The 20,802-nt window shown below is 44.8% G+C and carries 22 protein-coding genes and 1 pseudogene; 4 read left to right on the top strand and 19 right to left on the bottom strand.

The features are described 5' to 3' along the window. Together A3844_RS08585 and A3844_RS08580 are read left to right on the top strand one after the other, a co-directional pair. Positions 1-305, top strand: a 305-nt coding sequence (locus A3844_RS08585) for a transposase (RefSeq protein WP_143192049.1), incomplete at its 5' end; no start/stop codon positions are given. A 401-nt stretch (positions 306-706) separates the two neighbouring features. Then, the gene (locus A3844_RS08580) at positions 707-1,753 is read left to right on the top strand and encodes a hypothetical protein (protein ID WP_074107170.1); all 1,047 of its coding nucleotides are present in this window, start codon (positions 707-709) and stop codon (positions 1,751-1,753) included. Between the two features lie 391 nt (positions 1,754-2,144). Here A3844_RS08580 and A3844_RS08570 read toward each other — a convergent pair whose 3' ends face one another. The 9 genes from A3844_RS08570 to A3844_RS31790 all read right to left on the bottom strand — a co-directional run bounded on the left by A3844_RS08570 (position 2,145) and on the right by A3844_RS31790 (position 8,959). Further along, on the bottom strand, positions 2,145-2,360 hold the full coding sequence (locus A3844_RS08570) for a phage holin (protein WP_074107168.1): 216 nt from the start codon (positions 2,358-2,360) through the stop codon (positions 2,145-2,147). Between the two features lie 2 nt (positions 2,361-2,362). Further along, entirely contained in the window at positions 2,363-3,064 is a 702-nt protein-coding gene (locus A3844_RS08565) for a M15 family metallopeptidase (protein ID WP_074107167.1), read from the bottom strand. 11 nt (positions 3,065-3,075) lie between these two features. After that, on the bottom strand, positions 3,076-3,513 hold the full coding sequence (locus A3844_RS08560) for a phage holin family protein (RefSeq protein ID WP_074107166.1): 438 nt from the start codon (positions 3,511-3,513) through the stop codon (positions 3,076-3,078). Positions 3,514-3,669: 156 nt separating this feature from the next. Beyond that, complete coding sequence (locus tag A3844_RS08555) at positions 3,670-4,176, bottom strand: hypothetical protein (RefSeq protein ID WP_074087149.1); 507 nt, start codon at positions 4,174-4,176, stop codon at positions 3,670-3,672. 233 nt (positions 4,177-4,409) lie between these two features. After that, entirely contained in the window at positions 4,410-4,628 is a 219-nt protein-coding gene (locus A3844_RS08550) for a hypothetical protein (RefSeq protein WP_074107164.1), read from the bottom strand. Between the two features lie 241 nt (positions 4,629-4,869). Beyond that, positions 4,870-5,694, bottom strand: a complete 825-nt coding sequence (locus tag A3844_RS33410) for a hypothetical protein (RefSeq protein WP_244169728.1) — start codon at positions 5,692-5,694, stop codon at positions 4,870-4,872. Between the two features lie 489 nt (positions 5,695-6,183). Beyond that, positions 6,184-6,678, bottom strand: coding sequence for a hypothetical protein (locus tag A3844_RS08535; protein ID WP_074107162.1), 495 nt, complete (start codon positions 6,676-6,678; stop codon positions 6,184-6,186). A 405-nt stretch (positions 6,679-7,083) separates the two neighbouring features. Beyond that, positions 7,084-7,782, bottom strand: a complete 699-nt coding sequence (locus tag A3844_RS33980; RefSeq protein ID WP_083606763.1) for an acyltransferase family protein — start codon at positions 7,780-7,782, stop codon at positions 7,084-7,086. Positions 7,783-8,183: 401 nt separating this feature from the next. Continuing rightward, positions 8,184-8,959 (bottom strand): IS5 family transposase gene (locus tag A3844_RS31790; protein ID WP_167374654.1). Its coding sequence is split into 2 segments (ribosomal slippage): positions 8,184-8,632 and positions 8,632-8,959, totalling 777 coding nucleotides; the frame shifts between segments, so codons are not numbered across the junction. Positions 8,960-9,138: 179 nt separating this feature from the next. Between A3844_RS31790 and A3844_RS08515 the strand changes: the two genes are divergently transcribed. Together A3844_RS08515 and A3844_RS08510 are read left to right on the top strand one after the other, a co-directional pair. Further along, positions 9,139-9,375: a transposase gene (locus tag A3844_RS08515; protein WP_074107159.1), complete on the top strand. Its 237-nt coding sequence runs from the start codon at positions 9,139-9,141 to the stop codon at positions 9,373-9,375. Continuing rightward, positions 9,375-9,719 (top strand): annotated as a pseudogene (locus A3844_RS08510) (tyrosine-type recombinase/integrase); the annotation flags it as partial. The gene A3844_RS08515 and the pseudogene A3844_RS08510, both read left to right, overlap by 1 nt. Positions 9,720-9,836: 117 nt before the next feature. On the opposite strand, the gene glnA reads toward A3844_RS08510, so the two are convergent. The 10 genes from glnA to hfq form a co-directional block, all read right to left on the bottom strand. Continuing rightward, positions 9,837-11,165, bottom strand: a complete 1,329-nt coding sequence (gene glnA / locus A3844_RS08505; protein ID WP_074087142.1) for a type I glutamate--ammonia ligase — start codon at positions 11,163-11,165, stop codon at positions 9,837-9,839. 30 nt (positions 11,166-11,195) lie between these two features. Then, a complete protein-coding gene (locus A3844_RS08500) occupies positions 11,196-11,606 on the bottom strand; it encodes a MerR family transcriptional regulator (RefSeq protein WP_019910684.1) in 411 nt (136 codons plus the stop codon). A gap of 295 nt (positions 11,607-11,901) precedes the next feature. Next, positions 11,902-12,069: a hypothetical protein gene (locus A3844_RS31785; protein WP_244169726.1), complete on the bottom strand. Its 168-nt coding sequence runs from the start codon at positions 12,067-12,069 to the stop codon at positions 11,902-11,904. Positions 12,070-12,249: 180 nt separating this feature from the next. Continuing rightward, positions 12,250-13,503, bottom strand: coding sequence for a methionine gamma-lyase family protein (locus A3844_RS08495; protein ID WP_074087141.1), 1,254 nt, complete (start codon positions 13,501-13,503; stop codon positions 12,250-12,252). Positions 13,504-13,623: 120 nt separating this feature from the next. After that, positions 13,624-14,913 carry a GTPase HflX gene (gene hflX / locus A3844_RS08490; protein ID WP_074087140.1) on the bottom strand — a complete coding sequence of 430 codons (1,290 nt, stop codon included), beginning with the start codon at positions 14,911-14,913 and terminating at the stop codon, positions 13,624-13,626. A 62-nt stretch (positions 14,914-14,975) separates the two neighbouring features. After that, a complete protein-coding gene (locus A3844_RS08485; protein WP_074087139.1) occupies positions 14,976-15,947 on the bottom strand; it encodes an AAA family ATPase in 972 nt (323 codons plus the stop codon). 145 nt (positions 15,948-16,092) lie between these two features. Then, positions 16,093-16,752 carry a YdcF family protein gene (locus A3844_RS08480; protein ID WP_074087137.1) on the bottom strand — a complete coding sequence of 220 codons (660 nt, stop codon included), beginning with the start codon at positions 16,750-16,752 and terminating at the stop codon, positions 16,093-16,095. Positions 16,753-16,754: 2 nt separating this feature from the next. Beyond that, positions 16,755-17,309 (bottom strand): ribonuclease FAU-1 family protein, encoded by a 555-nt coding sequence (locus A3844_RS08475; protein WP_074087136.1) that lies wholly within the window; start codon positions 17,307-17,309, stop codon positions 16,755-16,757. Positions 17,310-17,504: 195 nt separating this feature from the next. Next, positions 17,505-20,129, bottom strand: coding sequence for a transglycosylase domain-containing protein (locus tag A3844_RS08470; RefSeq protein WP_074087134.1), 2,625 nt, complete (start codon positions 20,127-20,129; stop codon positions 17,505-17,507). A gap of 139 nt (positions 20,130-20,268) precedes the next feature. Beyond that, positions 20,269-20,508: an RNA chaperone Hfq gene (hfq, locus tag A3844_RS08465; protein WP_025703341.1), complete on the bottom strand. Its 240-nt coding sequence runs from the start codon at positions 20,506-20,508 to the stop codon at positions 20,269-20,271. Between the last annotated feature and the right edge of the window lie 294 nt (positions 20,509-20,802).

The raw sequence follows: 20,802 nt of genomic DNA, 5'->3' as shown, positions 1-20,802 counted from the left end.
TCAAAGAGAACAGTTCGGGAAAGAAAAAAGGCAAGTCCAGTATTACCAAGCGTGGACGTGCAAGGCTAAGGGCCCTGTTGTTCCGGGCGGTCATGCCCATGGTGGCAAAGAACACGGAGTTCAAGGCACTGCACCAGTACTTTACGAAGCGAAGTCAGAATCCACTGAAGAAAAAACAATCCCTTGTGGCTTTATGCGGAAAGCTCATACGAGTCCTGCACACGCTCGGGACCAAGCACATTCCATACGATGCAAACGACGTTTTAGGGCCGGTACGTCAGGCCCAGATCCAGATGGCAGCTTAAGTAAAACCGAAATCACGTTTCTCACCGGAAGGAAAGAACCAAGACAAAGGAAGCACGGAGCAGCCGCAGGAATCATTTCCATAAGGGCAACGACCCTGTAAAGGAGCAAGAAACGGCGTCCACCTCCTGAGAGGCCGAACGAAGGAATGTAAGGGCAAAGACCCCGCGTGACATGGGAGGGTAAGCCGTCAGGAGACAGGTGTGGATATCCAAAGTGCGATCACAGAACGTATCCTTGGGTTGGGGATGAATCCCCCGCTCTCTATTCCCGCCATCGGCTTCACTAGAAAATAATGTCATCCTTACATGACTTCTCCAGCTCTCAATCTGTCTATGGCTGAAAATCTTAGAACGAGTGAGTAAACAAGAGTATTTATTAATTTATAGTGGGAGGTATTATTTTGAATTTAGATAAATTTATTGAAGATTACAATATACCAGTAACTATGAATCACGAAAACAGAGAATACTGGTTAGTAAGAACCCAATCTGGAGAATATTATGATGAATTTTTCCATGATGAATATATTGGTATAGGCTGGAACGAATTTAGTGATATTAATAGATTTTATTCTGTTGACCGTGAAACAATATTACAAGAAATAGAAACTGTATATTCAAAAGATGGTGAAATAAGTAAAAGTCCGCAACCAGGGAGAATTTATAGTTCAATAATTAGATTTTTATTCCAAATAAGGATAGGAGATGTTGTAATTATCCCCTCTCTCAATTCTTCACATCTTTCCTTTGGGATTGTTACTGGTGAGCCTTATACTTTTGAACCACAGGAAGTAGATATTGAATTCGGAGCCTGTCCTTTTTACAAACGTCGCAGTGTGACTTGGATAGAAACAGTTTCACGTAATTCATTGGATCCGTATCTTTATAGGATGATGCAAACGCATCAAGCTATTAGTAGAGCTACAAATTACGCAGATAAAATTGATAGATCTATGTACTCGTTTTATTTGAAGGGCACAACGGCTCATCTGGCTATAAACATAATGCAAGAGAATAAAATTCCAGCCTATGATCTTATATCTTATGTTGATTCTGTATTGAATATTATCCCACATATTGAAAATGTAGAAGATTCTGATCTTACATACTCAAAAAAGGATGTTGACATTAAACTCAATGTACAATCCCAAGGAATAATGGAATTCTTCTCGTCAAATATGCCTTATTTGGTTTTAGTGCTAGAAGTAGTAGTAGTTGGCTTTATGGGAGGAAAAGTTAAATTCAAAAGAACCAATAAAAGCGGGGAAAAAGATATTAGCAATGAATTCGAGCTTCAAAGTGATGGATACATGGAGAAGAGAAGAAAACTATTAAAGCAAAGAGACGATCATGAATTGGCTCTTCTCCAAGAAAACTATAAAATCAATGGACAACGCGTCAAGGCTGAAATTCCAAAGCTTGAATACAAAGAACCCGATCAGGAGTGATCGGGTTCTTTGTATTCATAATTAGAACCTATTTTAATGTATTTAAATATTATATAAAAACTAATCCCGGTAAATAAAATTAGTTTTAATGGTACCCAGAAGATAAAGCTCTTACTGAACAAAGGAAAACGACCAATAGTTAAGTCTTGAACAGCATAAAGAATGCCATACAGAGTCATAAATGTTCCTGCAACCGAGATATAATGAAGAGTTTTTTGCATTTTAGATTGGAACCTAACCCTAGCTTGCAAATTACTCCCCCCCTTTCTCTCAGTACTCATATTATGCATAACCGATTGGAAAAATTCAACAGGTAAATAATGAAATTAAAGCAAATACCCCGAAGCCTTTTTTCACCACTGGGGTATTTGCTTTGTCAACACTTGGGAATTCACTTTTTATCTGTGTATCCTTTACCTGCTTCCGGATTGCTTACAATCCCCAGCACCACCAAGATACCCAGGATCGCATTCACAGCCGCTGTTACCTCGTCATATTTTTCCGGGGCCAGTTGAAACCCAAAGATTGCTCCAATGGTCTGTACACCCAGCAGCACAGCTGCCGTCAAAGATACCCACAAGCCATAGTTACGCCATTTGCTATTCATGATTATTTAGCCCCCTTGGTCAGTGTTACTGTTTTGCTTACCTGATCCCATCCCACCGTCAACCCTAGAGCCTCTGCCACAGCACGCACCGGTAGATAAGCAACTCCCTCATCTAATACGCCGTCCTCAATTTTCTTGCCATCTACCTTTACAGTAACTTTAACATCCCTCTTCACAACCTCATCCTCCTTCAATTTATCTATAACGGCATACGCCGCTTTAACCGCTGATTCCTTTAGTGAATAGCCTTGTCGTAACGCAGATGTGCTCAGTCCAAAAGTCATTTGGAAGTGCGGCGCATCCTTAATGCTCTTAAAATCCCCGCCCCACTCAAAGCCCAGCGTCTTTGCCTCCTTCACAACTTCCTGCCAGTCAGATACCTTATCGCCGTCGCCGTCACGGGCGGTATCCCAGGAGACGCTGGAACCGTTTGGCAGCAGCAGCGCGAAATCAACGGCCAGACCAAAATTGTGGTAACTGGTCCTACCCCTGGCATTGGTTACGATCTGGCCGGGCTTGGTTCGTCCTTGGGCGTAGAGCGCGTCCTGCTCAGCTATTGTCCGCAGCCCTTGGGTTATTACTATATTGACTCCTCGGGCATAGCAGCGCTCAATAAGCGCAACCGTAGCCGCCACTAGCACCGGATGCAGCCCGACAAGCCGGACCTGAGATTTTAGCTTTACATGGTCTAATGTTAATGACACCTGTATCCCTCCTATGCTGATTGGTCATAGTCTGGATGTTCCGGCTTGGCCGGGTTGTTCTTACTCTTGTCCTCGCTGAGCTGTAGCAGAAAATCTTTCATAGCCTGTGGCCACGGCACACCAATAACACCGAAATTTTCAATGACTGATAGACCTTCTCGACCTGCGTAATAGAGAATTGCAGCTAATCGGAATACCGGCGCTCCAGGCTGCACCCAATCGTCAATTAAGGCAGCCAAGCCGACAACAAAAAGGACGGTGATCTTCCGAACGCCGCCCCAAAACATAATGTCGCTGCTGACTGTCTTAGTCTTAAATGCTCCTGCAACCCCACTGACGTAATCAGCCAGCATGAGCACAACTAGAAATTCTGTGACAATCTCCCGGGTACCTGAACCTACGGCAGCCGTGTAGACCGTAGTAACAATATTTTTAATGTGATTGAGCATTCCCCCTGCTCCACTCTATCTATTGGTAAAAAGATAGCCCCCGGGAACAACCCCGAGGGCAAAATAAAAACGCCTCTAAGGGCGTCGATGTGTTGTTATTATGAAATAAAGAAGCACCTCTTATGATAAAGAGGTGCTGGTGATTTTGCTTTTAGATTAATCGTAAACCGCAAAATTTATACGATATGCAGGAGCAGTCGTAAAATTTGGTGCATCAACAACTAGATATACAGTTGCCCCTGGAGGGACCATAACATTTGAAAACAATTGTCCCTCGGCAGTACCTGCTTGAGCAGTATAAAGCGGCCCGAGTTCGCTCTGATTATTATAACTAACAATCAAGCCCGCTCTAGTAGGTCCGTTTCCACTCATTCCACCAATGCGAGACACCACTCTTTTATAACTAGATGATGTATTGGTCCATTTAAACCAGTCCTGATCCGTTGCGCTTTGTATAAAAAGATCGTAAATAGCACCCCCACCTTCATTGAGGACGATAGATATTGCCGTTGCGCGAGTATCTCCAACACCTATAATATAAGGTGTCACTGTACCAGTAAGAGCAACTTCTGTAGAATTAACATCTTCGGCAAATGCGGAAGCCGATGGAATCAATACTACAGCTGAGATAAGAAGAACAGAAAGAAACTTTTTAATTTTCACAATTCTTCCGCCTTTCAAGGCTATTGTTAATCGGCCGATTACACTTAAATAATACATCAATCCCTTTTGTTTATATATAGTCCATAAGTTGTCATATTTTATCTTTTAGCCTACTATTTTTGTCTAGTAATGTTATTTTTTAATTATAATTATCACTTCCTGTCATATATATTTTTCCATGCAAATTAGTGTAGGGACAAAGCCTCAATTTCAAAAATAAAAGTATAAACGCCTTAAATTGGTGATGTTGAATCTTCAATCTTTTCTACTGATCCCGGATCTTCCTTAGGCTGGAATGATGCTAGCATTTCGCCAACTGTATGATCAACCTGCTGCAGGATTTCTTGTTGTCTACCTGGGAAAAAGCTCAGAACCGATAAAATGGATTCAATAAGCACATCTGCCGGTCTGATGAGATCGATTGACAATTTCACCTTCTTTACAACTACCAATGGTTTTCCTCCTTTCAGGCAAGAGTAAAAGCCCCTCCAGTGTATTGGAGAGGCTTTCTTATGAATTAAATATAAAGACCTTTTTTTAATGGTGAATCCCTTCCATTCGGGGAAGGTTCTCCTTCTTATATCGTATCAAGGTTTATATACTGTAGTACTACGGTTTATTGCTATTTCGTTTCGGCTGTATTTTTTCAAGACTATCCCTCACTTTGCAAAGTTTTCTATATCCCTATTATCGTCACAGATTGATAAAAGTTTCAATAATTTTGCTTCGGAATATTCTCTTGAGACAACAATGCCCCCCCCTACTCCAAAGTTTGAGGTTTCGAGTGGTTTGATCAAAGGTCAAATTAATAGCTAATCCATTGATTGCCGCCCAAAGTGCATCGAGTTCTCCTTGCAACGTATATGAACTGGCTTCATTACGAATCACTGACCAAGATGGAAACCTTATAAACCCTGAATGAGCGTATAGACTTACATTATCTCCTGATAATGAAGCATTTCCGTTAGCGATTATCGAAAGACCAACACCTGGAGAATTATATATTGTTGACTCATTACCGATTGCGAGAAACAGTATTTTCGATACGCCATTGTTATACGCTGGAATCTGAATTCCGCTATTGGCTGATGAATATACCCCGAACGCTATCGAATATGGGTCAAGCTCAACACGTGGGTATAAGCCTGGCTCATCTGTCAGAAACCGTGCGCCTGTAATAGTTCCTCCGTGTATTTTTCCACTAGCATATATATCTCCCTCAAACGTCCCCCCTCTTGCATTAATGGTTCCTTGAAATGTTCCATCTGCTGCATATACACTACCTCCTGTGTTGACAACAAATTTTCCATTCCCCACATTAATAGACGATCCAACGATAGCTCCTCCCGAAAAGTTAGAGTTAGCGTTTGAGGCGTAATTGGCAGTCAATTTATTCGCAACGAGATTCCCGGCCATATCCACTCTGAACGGCGCTTCATTGAAATTGGCATGTCCTGCAGCTATACTATTTGTATTAATTTGAGTAACGGCATTGCCGGAACCTATTAGCATAGACACAAAACTACCAAACACCTATTACTGTCTCTGCGAGGACTCCGCGTGCTGTAACGGCTGAACGGATTGTATTCCAGCCATCTGTTGATATGCCCAATCCTTTTGAGGTAAGTCTGACTTGTTCCAGTGGATTGGTTTTTTCTTGCGCTAATATCCCGCCGTCCTTTGGATAGATCAATTCTGTTTTTGAATTATTAATATCGATCACTGCTTTATGCGCAAATTCTTCGAACGTCGCAGCCCAGAATCTTCAGATATCATTGGGACCAGGAAAGACATTTCATAATCAGAATTCATTCTGCGTTTTCGCGTCTCTTCGTAAGCACTGACTAGCTTTCCGACTGGAACCAAGTTCTTGTCTAACACTTCCAATTTGTCTTTCATTAACATCATCCTTTGCTAAGGAAAATTTCCCTGCCCATTAAGATGAAAAAACCACACCTGACTTGGCGTGGTTGAAACAAATATTTTATGATTCTTTAATATATCGCTTTACACATCATACGGTTTCAATTTCGATATTATTAATCTAAGACCAAAAGGGATCAGGAAAGATATTATAAGAGAAATTTTATATACAAGTCCACCAAGAGCAGCTAATTTATAAATTATTATTAATGATATCAAAAAGAATAGAAAGAAATTAAGTACTACTTCAATAGGAATACCTATAATTAACCATACGATTTTCAGCAGAAAATTGTCAGGGAAATTCGAATAGTAGTCATGCCCGGATTCGTTCAACCACGCCCAAATCATTTTTCCGCCGATCGAAATTCCGTTTTGTGTGCCTTCTAATATAGAAGCTTCATGATCTACAGATGTAAAGAGATTAGGGTAATCTTTCACAAAATCTACATCGAAAACTTTTACTTGCATCGAGTGATTACTTGGAATGAAAAAGTTAGTTAATGCACCATATACAATCAATCCAAAAAATATTAAAGATAAAATTCCGCCCAAAACTTTCTTCGCACTATCGCTCATCTTCTTCTTCTCCCCCAGATTTATATTGTTTTATAATACGATGAATGGGAGATGATTCCTATATTAATTTTTAGCACAAATAGAGAAAAACTAAAGAAAGAGCCGCAGAAGTACTCCGGCAGCTCTATCTTACATTCAATTTGTGCGCAGTATGGTCCTACTACAAAAAACACTTAGCTAATTCTAAGCCGTAGAATTTTCCTAGTGTATACTGTTAGAAACACAAAACTAGGAGAATATACTCATGCCAAACTATTACTTTAAAGAACTTTGGACGCCTTTGAAATAAATAGGCATCAAATTCTTTAGAGATGACGAAAATCTTTTAGGGATTAAAATTTGGTCAAAACCACGACAGCGATTAAAGCGATAAATATCCCCAATAAAAAGAGCTGCCGGATAAATTCAGCAGCTCTGTTCACTAGCAACGACAAAAGAAGCAATAACAGCCACCAAACTAATCGTCAAGATCGACACATAATCATGCAATAAATGTATTAGCGATGCTAAAACGACTAAATGAGTAAGGTATAGGCTATAAGAGATTTTACCCAAGTAACTAATAAAACAAGTACGTAGTATTTTCGATATTCGGATAGTAGATATGGAGATCGAGACTATGATTACTGCACCTATAGCTATGGTCCAACTATCTAATACGACACCGTAAAAAAAGGTATTAAAGTTACTAAATAATACTCTGACTGCAAATGAAGGATGACCGTAAATAAATAGAACAAGTCCAACGCCAAGTAGTAGTCTCTTATTCCTCCCCCGCATGCCTTTTATGTAATTTTTTATTTCCTCCCGATGTTTAGCAATCAATGCCCCTATTATAAATAAAGATGCATAATTAAAGGTCGAAAACCATTCCGTTTGACTAAAGGACGAACTGGTAACAAAAACATATAACACAGTTAAAAGAGAAAGGAATATTGTTCCTGTAATAATTTGTTTATAGTTAGCTTTCATCAAAAGAATCATAAGCAAAGGAAAGATCAAGGAGATTCTCATTTTATGCACGAGTGACCAAACTACAAAGTTCAGGTAGCCAGAATAATGACCGATTAGCAGCGAATAATTAACTAAGTCGGTCTTACTTATATCCTCTGACCATAGTGTCTTATACCTGAAATATTACCGCGGTACAACAACTCGCGAAGAATAAATGCAAAAAATATAACTACAATGTAAGGTAAATAAATTCTACAGATACGTTTTAGCGCATAAGTAGCATAATTTAGCTTCTTTCCAGAATAAAACGGAAGTGACAGTACAAATCCACTCAAACGAAAAACAGTATCACAGCCTCTCCACCAGCAACAAAGCCTTTAAGGGTCCAAACTTGAACAAGGCCTTTGTCCAAAAAGTTTCATTGAACACTAATAACATGTGTCCGAATACGACAGTTAACTAGCTAATCCTCTTAATGAATCTAATTCCTCATAACGCTTATGCATGGGGGCTCTCTTCTCTAGTATAACTAGGTCGTGTCTGAAAACTTTTCATTGAGTCAATTTGAAAATGGCAGCTACGTATACAAACGCCAAGAATGACTTGGCCAATTTGTCGTAACGAGTAGCCACACGGCGAAAATGTTTGATTTTATTGAAAAAGCACTCCACTAAGTGTCGCTCTTTGTACCGATACCAATCGACTTTCCATGGGTTTTGACTATTCGCTTTAGGCGGGATAGTGTAGGATGCCTGCCTAGCTGTAATCCAATTCCGAATCCCTTCTGAGCCATAGGCTTTGTCGCCAAGAATATGACTTCCTGTAATATCAAGCTTCTGAAGTAAATCGATCGCTGGAACGGAATCGTAGACTTGACCACCCGTCAGAAGAAAAGCGAGGGGATTTCCTAATCCATCGACGACGGTATGAAGTTTGGTTGTCTTTCCGCCACGACTGACGCCGATGTGCTGATTCACTTCGTGTCCTGGGGCGTTTTTTTAGCACCGGCACTATGTTGATGGGCTTTGACCGATGTAGAATCAATGCTCAAGTTTTCAAAGTCAGGTTCGACCTGAAGAGTTTGGAAGATCGCGACAAGCAGTCCGGTATCTCGCCACTTGCAGAAGCGACTGTAGACCGTTTTCCATGAACCATAGCGTTCCTCCGGTAGATCGCGCCAGGCAGCACCACTTCGAGCGATCCATAAAAAAGCATTAAACATGGTTCTTTCACTTAATTTTGACGGACGCCCTGTTTTGTAGGGTGGAAACATGTCCTTAATTTGTTCCCACTGTTCATCGCTTATTTCGTACCGTCTCTGAATCATGCTTGACGCCCCATTCGTTTTCTCAAATCTTACCATGTTATTTAGTTTTCAGACATATCCTAGTCGTTTTAATAATTAATTTACAGTCGAGCCCTCGTATTGTCAATGATTTCCTTAGTATGAATATCTGTTGAACGGTATTAATAGAGGGAATTCCAAGTAGTACCATTGTGTCCCTCATGCTTCTTGGTCGTTGTGTTGTAACGTATAACTCTTCAATTGCAGGCCCGTCGCCTTTATATACGATCATCTTTACTTCGAGCACAGAGGTGGTAGCCCGGAAGCATGGCCTCTCTCCCAAGACCCTTGGAAACTGGGTTCGCCAATATCAGGATGAGGTGGATGACCTTATGGTAAAAAAACAAAACGAAACTAAGCAGATCCAGCAAGATGCGGCTCAATTTCAGGGCCTCTAAAATATCAGAATCAAAATAAATTGGCCTGGAAGGGCTCCTACAAGCATAATTTAAACTTGGTCCTTTGTCGGGACGACGGGAATTTCATGCCAAAGTCTTCTCTTTTCAATTCCTTTTCGCGTATTTTGAAACGCGCAGGTCTTCCGTCTATGCCGATCCACTCCCTACGGCATACACACGCCGTACTGCTCCTGGAAGCCGGTAATGATATGAAGTATGTACAAGAACGTTTGGGACACGGCAGCATGAGAATTACGGCAGATGTGTATTCTCACGTCTCCAAGAAGATTGAAGAAAGCAGTATGGAGAAGTATGAAGCCCACATGAGATCTATCCTCGAATAGCGCCCGCTAATTATTTGTGGGCATTTTGTGGGCACTATTAATTCAAGAGTCCTTCACTACCCCCACGCCCACACAAAAAAAACCCTCAACGCCAACGGCGCCAAGGGCTGCTTCATCCTAGTAAAGAGTCATGTACTGATCTCTTTCCCATTCGTGTACTTGTGTGCGGTAGATATCCCATTCGATCTCTTTCAGTTCATAGAAGTGAGCCAGTGCATGTTCACCAAGGGCTTCAGTGATAACATGGCTGCGGATCATTTCGCTTAACGCTTCCTTCAGATCGGACGGCAGACTAGGAATTCCTTCTTCAATCCGCTCTTCCTCAGACATCACATAGATGTTACGGTCGATGGGAGCAGGAAGATCGAGCTGGCGCTTAATACCGTCTAGACCTGCCTTCAACATTACAGCAAGTGCCAGGTAAGGGTTAGCTGCAGGGTCCGGGTTACGAACTTCAATACGTGTGCTGAGTCCTCTAGAAGCCGGGATACGGATCATTGGACTGCGGTTGCTTGCAGACCAAGCTACGTAGCAAGGGGCTTCATAGCCGGGCACAAGACGTTTGTAAGAATTCACTGTCGGGTTCGTGATGGCTGCAAAAGCACGGGCATGCTTCAGGATACCTGCCATGTAATAACGAGCAGTTTTGCTAAGCCCAAGAGTGTCGCTCTCGTCGTAGAACATATTTTCACTGCCCTTGAACAGGGATTGGTGCGCATGCATCCCGGATCCATTCATACCAAAAAGCGGCTTGGGCATAAAAGTAGCATGCAGGCCATGTTGACGGGCAACCGTCTTCACAACGAGCTTAAAGGTTTGAATTTGGTCGGCAGCCTTGATGGCATCAGCATATTTGAAGTCAATCTCATGCTGGCCGTAAGCTACTTCATGATGAGAAGCTTCAATTTCAAAGCCCATTTCTTCCAGTGTCAATACGATTTCGCGGCGGCAGTTCTCCCCAAGATCGGTCGGCGCCAAATCAAAATATCCACCCTGGTCATTCAATTCGGTTGTCGGATTGCCCTTCTCGTCTGTTCTGAACAGGAAGAACTCCGGCTCTGGTCCTACATTCATGGCTGTAAAGCCCATTTCTTCAGCTTCCTGCAGGCAGCGTTTGAGAATTCCACGCGGGTCTCCTGCAAATGGCGTACCGTCAGGCATGTACACATCACAAATCAAACGTGCAACCCGGTTTTCTGCAAACCAAGGGAAGATCACCCATGTACTGAGGTCAGGAAAGAGGTACATGTCAGATTCTTCGATTCTTACATAACCTTCGATGGAAGAACCATCGAACATCATTTTGTTGTCCAGCGCCTTTTCCAGCTGGCTAACGGGAATTTCTACATTTTTAATCGTACCGAGCAGGTCGGTAAATTGCAGACGAATAAAACGGACATTTTCTTCCTTTGCAATACGCAGGATATCATCTTTTGAAAAGCTCACTTTACCCTCTCCCTTTCAAGTCTCTTTGTATTATTTATTAAAAAACCGGGATAGCTCGCCTTGAATAAGAGATACTTGTCCCGGTCTTTTACCGGAAACCAGTTCCTGCTTCAATAAACGGTGCAGCTGTGAATCAGACAGTTCTCTACGTCTAACCTCTGTGTCAGGGGTAATGACCGTAGCTTCTTCCGATTCCTTCGATACAGGGTTCATCACCTGCTTGATACCGGCGATATTTACCCCCTTCTCGATCAATGCTTTGATCTCTAACAGGCGTTCTACATCATTGAATGAGAACAAACGCTGATTGCCGGATGTGCGCGCGGGCACGATCAGACTGTGCTGCTCATAATAACGAATTTGTCTTGCAGATAAATCAGTCAACTTCATTACGATTCCTATAGGAAATAATGCCATATTTCTGCGGATTTCATCACCCATGACTCATCCAACCTTCCAATGATCTTTTTCTCATCTCATTGTACATTTCCTTATTTGGCGTGTCAATGGTGTGTAAGATATTCTCACAAGATTTTATGTAGCCTTAAGATTTCAAGTGAAGTGAATGTAAGCTAAAAACATAACATGACCTCCGAAGTATATCACAGAGAACAATCCACAAGCAAAAGCTGGAACTCTCCGTGACCCCAAAAAAGCCCACCAGCCGAAGCTGATGAGCAATGCTATAGAACTGCTAAGGTCAACACGCTACGAAGTAAGATTCATTAAGGATAGCCTATAACGAATCGTCTTTATGTACCGACTCATAGCGTTCCCGGATTTCACGGTTCTTTGCATAATTGTACAAGTCCAGAGCCGTAATTCCTCTAAGGGCCAGCTTCACAAACAAAACAAATGCATAAATCCCCAGTCCAATACAAACCAGCCAAAACAAAAATAGCATTACGTTCAATCCTCCTGCAAAGAAGAAACCAGGTTGTTGGGTTACCATTGTTCACCTCTTCTTTCTTATGTATAAAATGAAACCCCCACCAGGATTGAAGTAGGGATTCGCATGTCTGCCCGAACACTGATTCAAGCATATTAGATTTGGGGGATTATGTAAATGTGAATTGTGTAATTTTTACAGTAATTTACGTTCTCTCATACTCTGCAGTGCCATCAAAACTCCGAACTTTACATGAGAATACGTTAATCCGCCTTGCATATATCCGATATACGGAGCCCGTATGGGGGCATCTGCTGATAACTCCAAGCTACCACCCTGAATGAAGGTACCTGCCGCCATGATCACAGGATGCTCATAACCGGGCATATCCCACGGTTCGGGAACCACATGACTGTCTACAGCCGCAGCACGCTGGATGCCCTGGACAAAGGCAATCAAATGCTCTGGTCCATCAAAAGCCACCGCCTGGATTAGATCCGTACGCGGCTCATGCCATGCCGGCTTAGTTGTAAAGCCGCAACGCTGAAACACGGCAGCTGCAAAGATACTGCCTTTGACAGCTTGCCCAACGGTATGCGGGGCCATAAACAGTCCCTGGTAGAGCCCGCGTGTCGTTCCCAGCATGGCACCTACTTCCCCGCCAATCCCCGGCGCAGTTAGCCGGTATGCTGCCAATTCCACAAGATCTTGACGGCCGCAGATGTACCCGCCGGTTTCCGCGATTCCACCACCGGGATTTTTAATGAGCGAACCCGCTACGAGATCAGCCCCAACCTGAGGCGGCTCAAGCTTTTCCGTGAATTCGCCATAGCAGTTATCCACAAATACAATGACGTCAGGTTTGATTGATTTGACCCGTTCCACCATTTCGCCGATTTCAGCAACTGTGAATGAAGAACGCCAGTCATAACCGCGTGAACGCTGAATACCGATAACTTTGGTCTTTTCGTTGACAGCCAGTTTTACCTCTTCCCAATCGATCTTCCCTTCAGCCGTTAACGCCGTTTCACGGTATCCAATTCCGAAATCGGCCAGCGAGCCTGTCCCGTCTCCCGGTTTGCCGACTACCTTGTGCAACGTATCATAAGGACGTCCCGTAATATACAGCAGTTCATCTCCGGGCCGCAGTACACCAAAGAGTGCGGTTGAGATTGTATGTGTACCGGAGGCGAAATGCGGGCGTACCAGCGCCGCTTCGGCCCCGAACACGTCAGCATAGACCAAATCCAGCACTTCTCTCCCGCGATCGTTATAGGCATATCCGGTAGAGCCGGCAAAATGGAAATCACTCACCTGCTGCCGCTGAAAGGCTTCGATCACCTTCCACTGATTATGATCCACAATCCGGTCAAGTACCTTCACTGCACTTTCAATTTCGAGCTCTGCGGCCTCTGCCGCCTGTATGATATCCTCTGCAAAAACTGTCATACCTTTTGTTCTCTCCTTATTTCAATCTATTACTTTGTTCATAAACAATTTTGACCAGCAAGAAGAAACGGCTGGATATCGCCGTTTCCGAAGTCATGCCTTGAATTCACCTAATTCCGGCTACTCCTGCTCTACGTATTCCGCAAGCTTGTAACTCCATTTTCCGTAATCCTCTTTATTGAGACGCACGTTGTACAGCACATCATTTTCTTCAAAGCTCTGCTCAAGCACCTCTCCTACACGGTAGAGCAGCGATGAGAGATCTCCTCGGTCTCCGGGGATACGGAAGGTTAGTGTATCGCCGGCAAGCTCATCGACTATAACTTCTGTGATCCGGGTCAGATCTTCCGGGTTGAAGGCGCTTATCTTCAGATAGCCAGGACCCGAAGGCAGCATCTGCAGTTGTTCAGGCTGGCAAATGTCACTTTTGTTGAAGAGTACAATTTGCGGTTTCCCGGCAGCCCCAAGGTCCTGGAGAATAGATTGCACTACATCCATCTGCTCCTGCCTCATGGGAGAAGAAGCATCCACCACATGCAGTACCAGATTGGCTTCATTGACCTCCTCTAGAGTTGCACGGAAGGAGGCTACCAAATCATGCGGCAAGTTCTGAATGAATCCTACAGTGTCAGTCAAGACGACTTCTTTGCCTGCAGGCAGCTGAAGAACACGTGAAGTAGGGTCGAGGGTAGCAAACAGCTGATTTTCAATATAGACATCCGCATCGGTAAGCTGCTTTAAGAGTGTAGATTTCCCGGCATTGGTATAACCGACCAGCGCAACCTGGACAGCGCCACTCTTGCGGCGCCGTTCCCGGTGAAGTTCACGCGTCTTGACTACTTCGTCCAGCTGGCGTTTCAGTTCAGTGATCCGGTCACGGATATGCCGGCGGTCTGTTTCAAGCTTGCTTTCGCCCGGACCTCTGGTTCCGATTCCCCCGCCAAGCCTGGACAGATTCTTACCATGGCCGGATAAACGGGGCAGCAAATAAGAGAGCTGTGCCAGTTCTACTTGAATGATGCCTTCACGTGTTTTGGCCCGGCCAGCGAAAATATCCAGGATCAACTGGGTTCGATCAATGATTTTTAGATCCAGAGCTTCCTCGAGATTGCGTACTTGTGCTCCGGAAAGCTCTTGGTCAAAGATAGCCGTATTCGCCCCGAGACCATCAGCGGCCATCCGCAGTTCTTCTACCTTCCCCTTGCCGATAAACCACTTGGAATCGGGAGTCTCCTTGTTCTGGCGCAGCACGTCGAGCACCAGCACTCCGGCAGTCTCTGCCAACTGAACCAGCTCCTGCAGAGACAGCTCGGGGTCGATACCTGTGCGCTTGATTTTGTCAGTAACCAGACTTACCAGAATAGCCCGGTCCTGTACTTCTGTTTCTGTATCGTGGGTGGTGATTGCCATGAATGTCATGCTCCTTGTCCTTGTACACATAAGTTGTGTATCATCCGTGGTGTATATTGTCCCTACAATTTGAAGTCTTCGATGCGGAGTGTCATCAGTTCCTGCTTTCCCGGACTGTTGCTCTCATATTGATTCAGGAGCCGAACCGCTTGGGCACGTACCGCCTTTTCAATAGAGTTGCGGACATACCGCGCATTGCTGAAGGCATGGAGACTCTCCGTCTTCTCCAGCAGCAGATGCTGCTTTAGTTTGAGTATGGCCTGAGGCATCAGAATATAATCGCGCTCTTTGGACATCAGTTCAGCAATCTGCAGCAATTGGTCTATAGTGTAGTCCGGAAATTCCACCTGAATAGGAAATCTGGAGGGCAGACCGGGATTACTCATTAGGAAATAATCGATCTCGCTGGAATAACCGGCTAGAATCAGCACAAATTGACTGCGGTGATCCTCCATGGATTTAACCAGAGTGTCAATCGCTTCTTTGCCAAAATCCTTATCTCCGCCACGGGCTAGACTGTAAGCTTCATCAATAAAAAGTATGCCTCCGAGCGCCTTTTTCACCAGGTCTCTTGTCTTCTGGGCTGTGTGTCCGATATATTCGCCTACAAGATCCGCTCTCTCTACTTCAATCAGATGGCCTTTGCTCAGAACGCCCATCCGCTGAAACAGCTTGGCGACAATCCTGGCTACTGTAGTCTTTCCGGTTCCAGGATTACCTTTGAAGACCATATGATAGGCCTGACTCCCGCTGGCAAGTCCCGCATCACTGCGCATCCGCGCAATCTGAAGCAGTGCATATATCTCGAACACCAGTTCCTTGATATTATCCAGGCCTACGAGTGCGTCCAGCTCCCGGCTGAGCTCCTGAAACAATTCGCTGTGTCCATTATTTTTGGGGACCGCAGCCTGAGCGATACTGTCTGCAGCAGCGTGGGCCACTGCTGGCGTCTCCTGATTCCGCAGCACAATATTAATTTGACGTGACGGTCTGCCTTCCTCCCGTCCATTTGCCGCCGCTACGCGTCCGTTCACCTAGTTCACCTCATTATCCAGGGCTGACTTTTTCTATATCCTTTATCAAGTCTATTCCGGTTCACGAGGTCTTATTAGCAGTTTCAGGAACTTAAGGACAAATTAACTGATCAGATAACGGCAGTCTGGCATGGGGATTGCTTTTTCACAGAAAAAGTTGCTGCATCTTCCATTTCGTATAAGCCAGAATCTCACGGGTTTTGTATTTGAACATCGACATGACCTTGGAATCGGTCAATCCCAGTTCAGGACGGGAATAATTCAGCTCTTTGGCAATTTCAAATGCGCGCTGGCCATGAAATGTATGCGTAATAATAATAGCTGTCTTTAATCCTTCTGATTGCATAACCCTTTGACTGAACTGGAGATTCTCATAAGTGCTGGTAGACTTGTTTTCCAAAAGGATAGCCTTCTCAGGCACACCCTTCCCTACCAGGTAGTTCTTCATTCCTTCGGCCTCAGTATATTTATAGTCAGCCTTATCCAGACCACCGGACACGATAAAACGGGTGAACTTGCCTTCCCGGTAGAGTCCAAGCCCATAGTCAAGCCGTTCCTTTAGTCCTGGACTGGGTTCATCTCCCCACATGGCCATTCCTAGAATAATGCCAGCATCTGCTTTCTGCATCGGATTCGTCGTGACGCCACTGTTGATTCTGCCTAGGACCGACGCACACCATAGAAGTCCAGCAACAGCACAAATGACCAGAAGAATGAACAGATTTCGTTTCAGCCGAAAACGTTGTCCTTTGCGGGATACCTTGCGTATCGGGGAAGAGCCTCTTTGATAGACATACCAATCCATTGTTATTTCCTCCTGAATTCTCCGTGATGGAACAATTCGGCACGATGCTTCAAGGAGAGGGAAAAATAGGGAAAGGCATGAGCATCTATGCTGCGAAGAATATTGTTTGCTGTAGCCCAGGCTAAATTATAGTCGCTGTCTGTAATGTCCTCCCGTTCCAGCGCCTCCTCCAGCTCGTCTTCATCGAGCAGAAACACCTCTCCGTTCCACAGCACCACTACATCCAGATAAAGATCATCGAACCACGGCACCCCCTGGTCGGTGACTCCTTGTACTTTGCAGGTATCAATATACCACTGTACGATGTTTTGCCGTTCGTCGAACATAGCCGTCACAATATAATGGCTGTCTTTTGGAAAATACTGCAGCCATGAGTACCCTTTGTCTGCTATACGGTATGTATGCTTGCCGTAGCTCTTCCATAGCGGTTCCTTCAACCCATAAATCGTATATAGTGTGATGTATCCGCTGAATTCCCGGCTCTCTACATAGCGGCAGGCAAAATGGCGGCGCGTAATCCGGCGCCAGTTGGCCCGGTCTCCGAATTTACGTTTCATATGAATGACCCTCTCAAGAAATGGTGTATTCAGCTTAACACATTTGCAAGATACACTCAAAACATCCCTTGAAATTCCGGTAGCCGTTATTGATCAAAAACAAGACAAAAACCCCGTCAGCCGGAATCTCTGCTTCATAGGCGAGATTCTCAGCTGCCGGGGCAGTTGAATCATACATTATAGAATTAGCAAAATCTACTGCGGAACACTACCCTCATTCGCCAGTCCTGCAGCCGGGTCGGTGGTAGGAACCGCACCACCCTCTGTACCGGCATTGCCGCCTGCTCCAGTGGTTACAGCGGGATCTGTAGGAGCTGTAGTAACCGGTGGCGGAGTAGACGTGGCTTGGGGAGAATCGGATGGTGTACCTCCGCCATTGCCATTTCCGTTACCGGGATTTTCACCGTTTCCTGCACCATTCCCATTACCGTTCCCGTTGTTTCCATTAGGATTGCCATTGTCTTGGCCATTGCCGTTATTACCGCCATTGCCCGTCTCATCTGTTGGAAGGTTCGGATCTATCGTCGCTTCCGGCTCCTGTGTCGGCGGCTCATCCTGAACCTCAACAGTGACGGTAGCAGAAGGCTCGCTCTCCACATCCAGTTCCGGATAATAAGCCGTGACGTAATATTCGTAGGTCAATCCAGGCATCGCACTGATATCTCCGACACTGGACGAGACCGTATTCAGCAGCGGGCTGAACTCTGCTTCCGACGTCTCACGGCGGTAAATCCGGTATTCCACACCTTTTACCGGTGCAGGCTCCCAGCTAAGGTTGACCGTCATCGTAGAAGCGTCATAAGCTGCCTTCAGACCGCCTACAGGCTGCGCCGTTTCCGGTGTTGCCGTTGGTTCAGGATCACTCACGCCTTCAGGTTTCGGGAACGACTTATTAGGTACGCCCTTCAGTGCTTCCTCCATCACTTTGCCCCAGAATGCAGCAGCTAGCGGACTGCTGTTCTTCAACAGATGGGTTTTGCTTGGTTTGTCATAGCCCATCCAAACTGCAGCGGTCCATTCCGGAGTATATCCGACAAACCATACATCTCTGTTCGAGCTGATACCCTCGTATCCGCTTTGTGTTGTACCGGTTTTACCAGCTACAGGACGGTCGATTCTGGCTTTTTTCCCCGTCCCGTCTTCTACAACCTTCTGCATCATTTCAGTCATCTGGTAGGCCGTATCCTCACTCATCACCCGTTCAGGCTTGGTATTGGCCTTATAGACGGTGTCTCCATCGCTATTCGTAATCGATTTAATCGAATATGCCTCACGCAGATCACCGCCATTGGCAAAGGCACTGTAGGCCTGAGCCATTTCCATGGTGTTCGTGCCCTCGCTCATCCCGCCTAGAGCCAAGGAAAGGTTTTTGTCCTCATCCTTTAGGTTAATCCCGAGCTTTTTGGCAAATTGGAATCCTGTATTCACACCGATTTCGTTCAACAGCCATACCGCCGGGATATTCTCCGACTTCGTCAGGGCTTCTGTCATGCTAATCGTCTTTGAATAACCGTGCAGGTTATTCGGACAATAGGTGCCAAAGCACTGCTTCTCGTTGCTGAGCATGGAATCATTCGTGAACTTCCCGGATTCCAGCGCAGGTGCGTAGGATACCAGCGGCTTGAAGGATGAACCCGGTGAGCGGCGGCTGCCGTCCACCCGGCTATAGCCTTTTTTCTCATAATTCCGTCCGCCAAGAAGCGCCACAATGCTGCCATTCTCCTGGTTGATGATTGTCATCGAGCCCTGTACCAGTTGATCGTCGACGCTCTTTTCAAAATTATCGCTGTCGGCAAAAGCATTTTCTACCGTCTCCTGGGCATGTTTGTCCATGGTCGTGTAGATTTTGTAACCGCCGATATTCAAATCATCTTCAGTCAATCCGAATTTTTCTTCCGCTTCATCAACAGCATAATCAATAAAGGCCTGGTACCGTTGTTTGCTTTCCGGCGGTTTATAGTTGTAATCCACCACTTTCGCCTCGTCCATCTGCTCCTTCGTGATATAGCCCTGCTCATACATCAGCTGAAGTACCACACCACGACGTTCTTTCGAGAGTTCTGGATTGCGCAGCGGGTTGTAGCGGGAAGGCCCCTTCGGCATAGCGGCAAGGGTAGCGATCTGCCAAACCTTAAGGTCGTTCAGATTATTAACACCAAAATAACGGATGGATGCTGCTTTGATCCCGTAAATCGTGCCGCCAAAGTTGATGCGGTTGAGATATTTGGTAATAATCTCTTCTTTGGTGAATTTGTTCTCCAGCGCTACGGCGATCGAAACCTCGGTTGCCTTACGGAAAAAGGTTTTGTCTCGGGTTAGGAATATGTTCTTCGCCAGCTGCTGAGTGATGGTGCTTCCGCCTTCGACCATGCTGCGCGCCGCAATATCCTTCACTGCCGCACGGCCGATCGACCATAAATCAACACCGCTGTGTTCAAAGAAACGTCTGTCCTCAGTCGCAACAAAAGCGTTGACCAGCAGCTTCGGAATCGCATCATACTCAACGGGTTCGCTTTTTTCCAGCGCAAGCTCACCGATTAGGTTCGCATTACGGTCATATATCTTCGTAGTCTCGTTGACCGACAGCTTATCCTGGTTCGCATCCAGCAGCTTCTGCCCGTTCAACATAATGAACAGGTAACCGCCCAACGCACAAAAAATCGCCAACGCCGTGGCAAAAAACAACGTCCATAGCACACGCTTCTTGGTTAAAAACTTCTTCTTTTTCTTAGGTTTACCTTTAGAATTTGAATTTGAGTTCGATGACTGGCTTCCTCTGTCTCTATTGCGATTCGTCCTGGATATCTCGTCTCTGGACATGCTGCCTCCTGACTCCCTCTCGGAACTTTCCTGTAATGAAGTGCACGAATGAAAAGAACAACCTTCACAGGTTGCTCTCTCGCACTCTCTATTCAAACGATTTATAAACAAAAAGGTTTCGCTTTAAGACTGTAAAATCTTATTCTTCGCTTCCATTGTCCTGCATAAGTGATACGCTGCGCTGTGGTGTAAAGGTGGAAATCGCATGCTTGTACACCATCTGCTGGCGGCCGTCACTGTCGATGACAATTGTGAAGTTGTCGAAGGCTTTGATGATTCCCCGAATTTGAAAGCCGTTGGTCAAATATACTGTAGCAGGGATATTCTCTTTACGCAGTTGGTTCAAGAACGTATCTTGGATGTTAATGGACTTGTTCATATGACGTACCCCCAATGGTTCAATTAGATTGTTCAGAAGTATATTCAAGACCTTAGAGAAACTTTCCTGCTATTATAGCACGGATTTAGCCATTACATCAATGAAGTAAAATCGTGGCTAATCTCCACCTTATTATGTCCTAACGTTGATGTTTTTGGCCTTTTCTATAACAACCTCTTTAAGCTATTTTAAGCACAAATGTGATTTTTACGTGATTTTCCACGGCTCCTTCTCTATCTGATTATAGGTGGAATCTAAATCTCTTCTATATAGTTCTCTCAACTATATGTTAAA

It is taken from the genome of Paenibacillus helianthi (genome assembly GCF_001909055.1).
In the GTDB taxonomy this organism is placed as follows: domain Bacteria; phylum Bacillota; class Bacilli; order Paenibacillales; family Paenibacillaceae; genus Paenibacillus_AQ; species Paenibacillus_AQ helianthi.
This window is presented reverse-complemented; position numbering and strand designations above follow the sequence as displayed.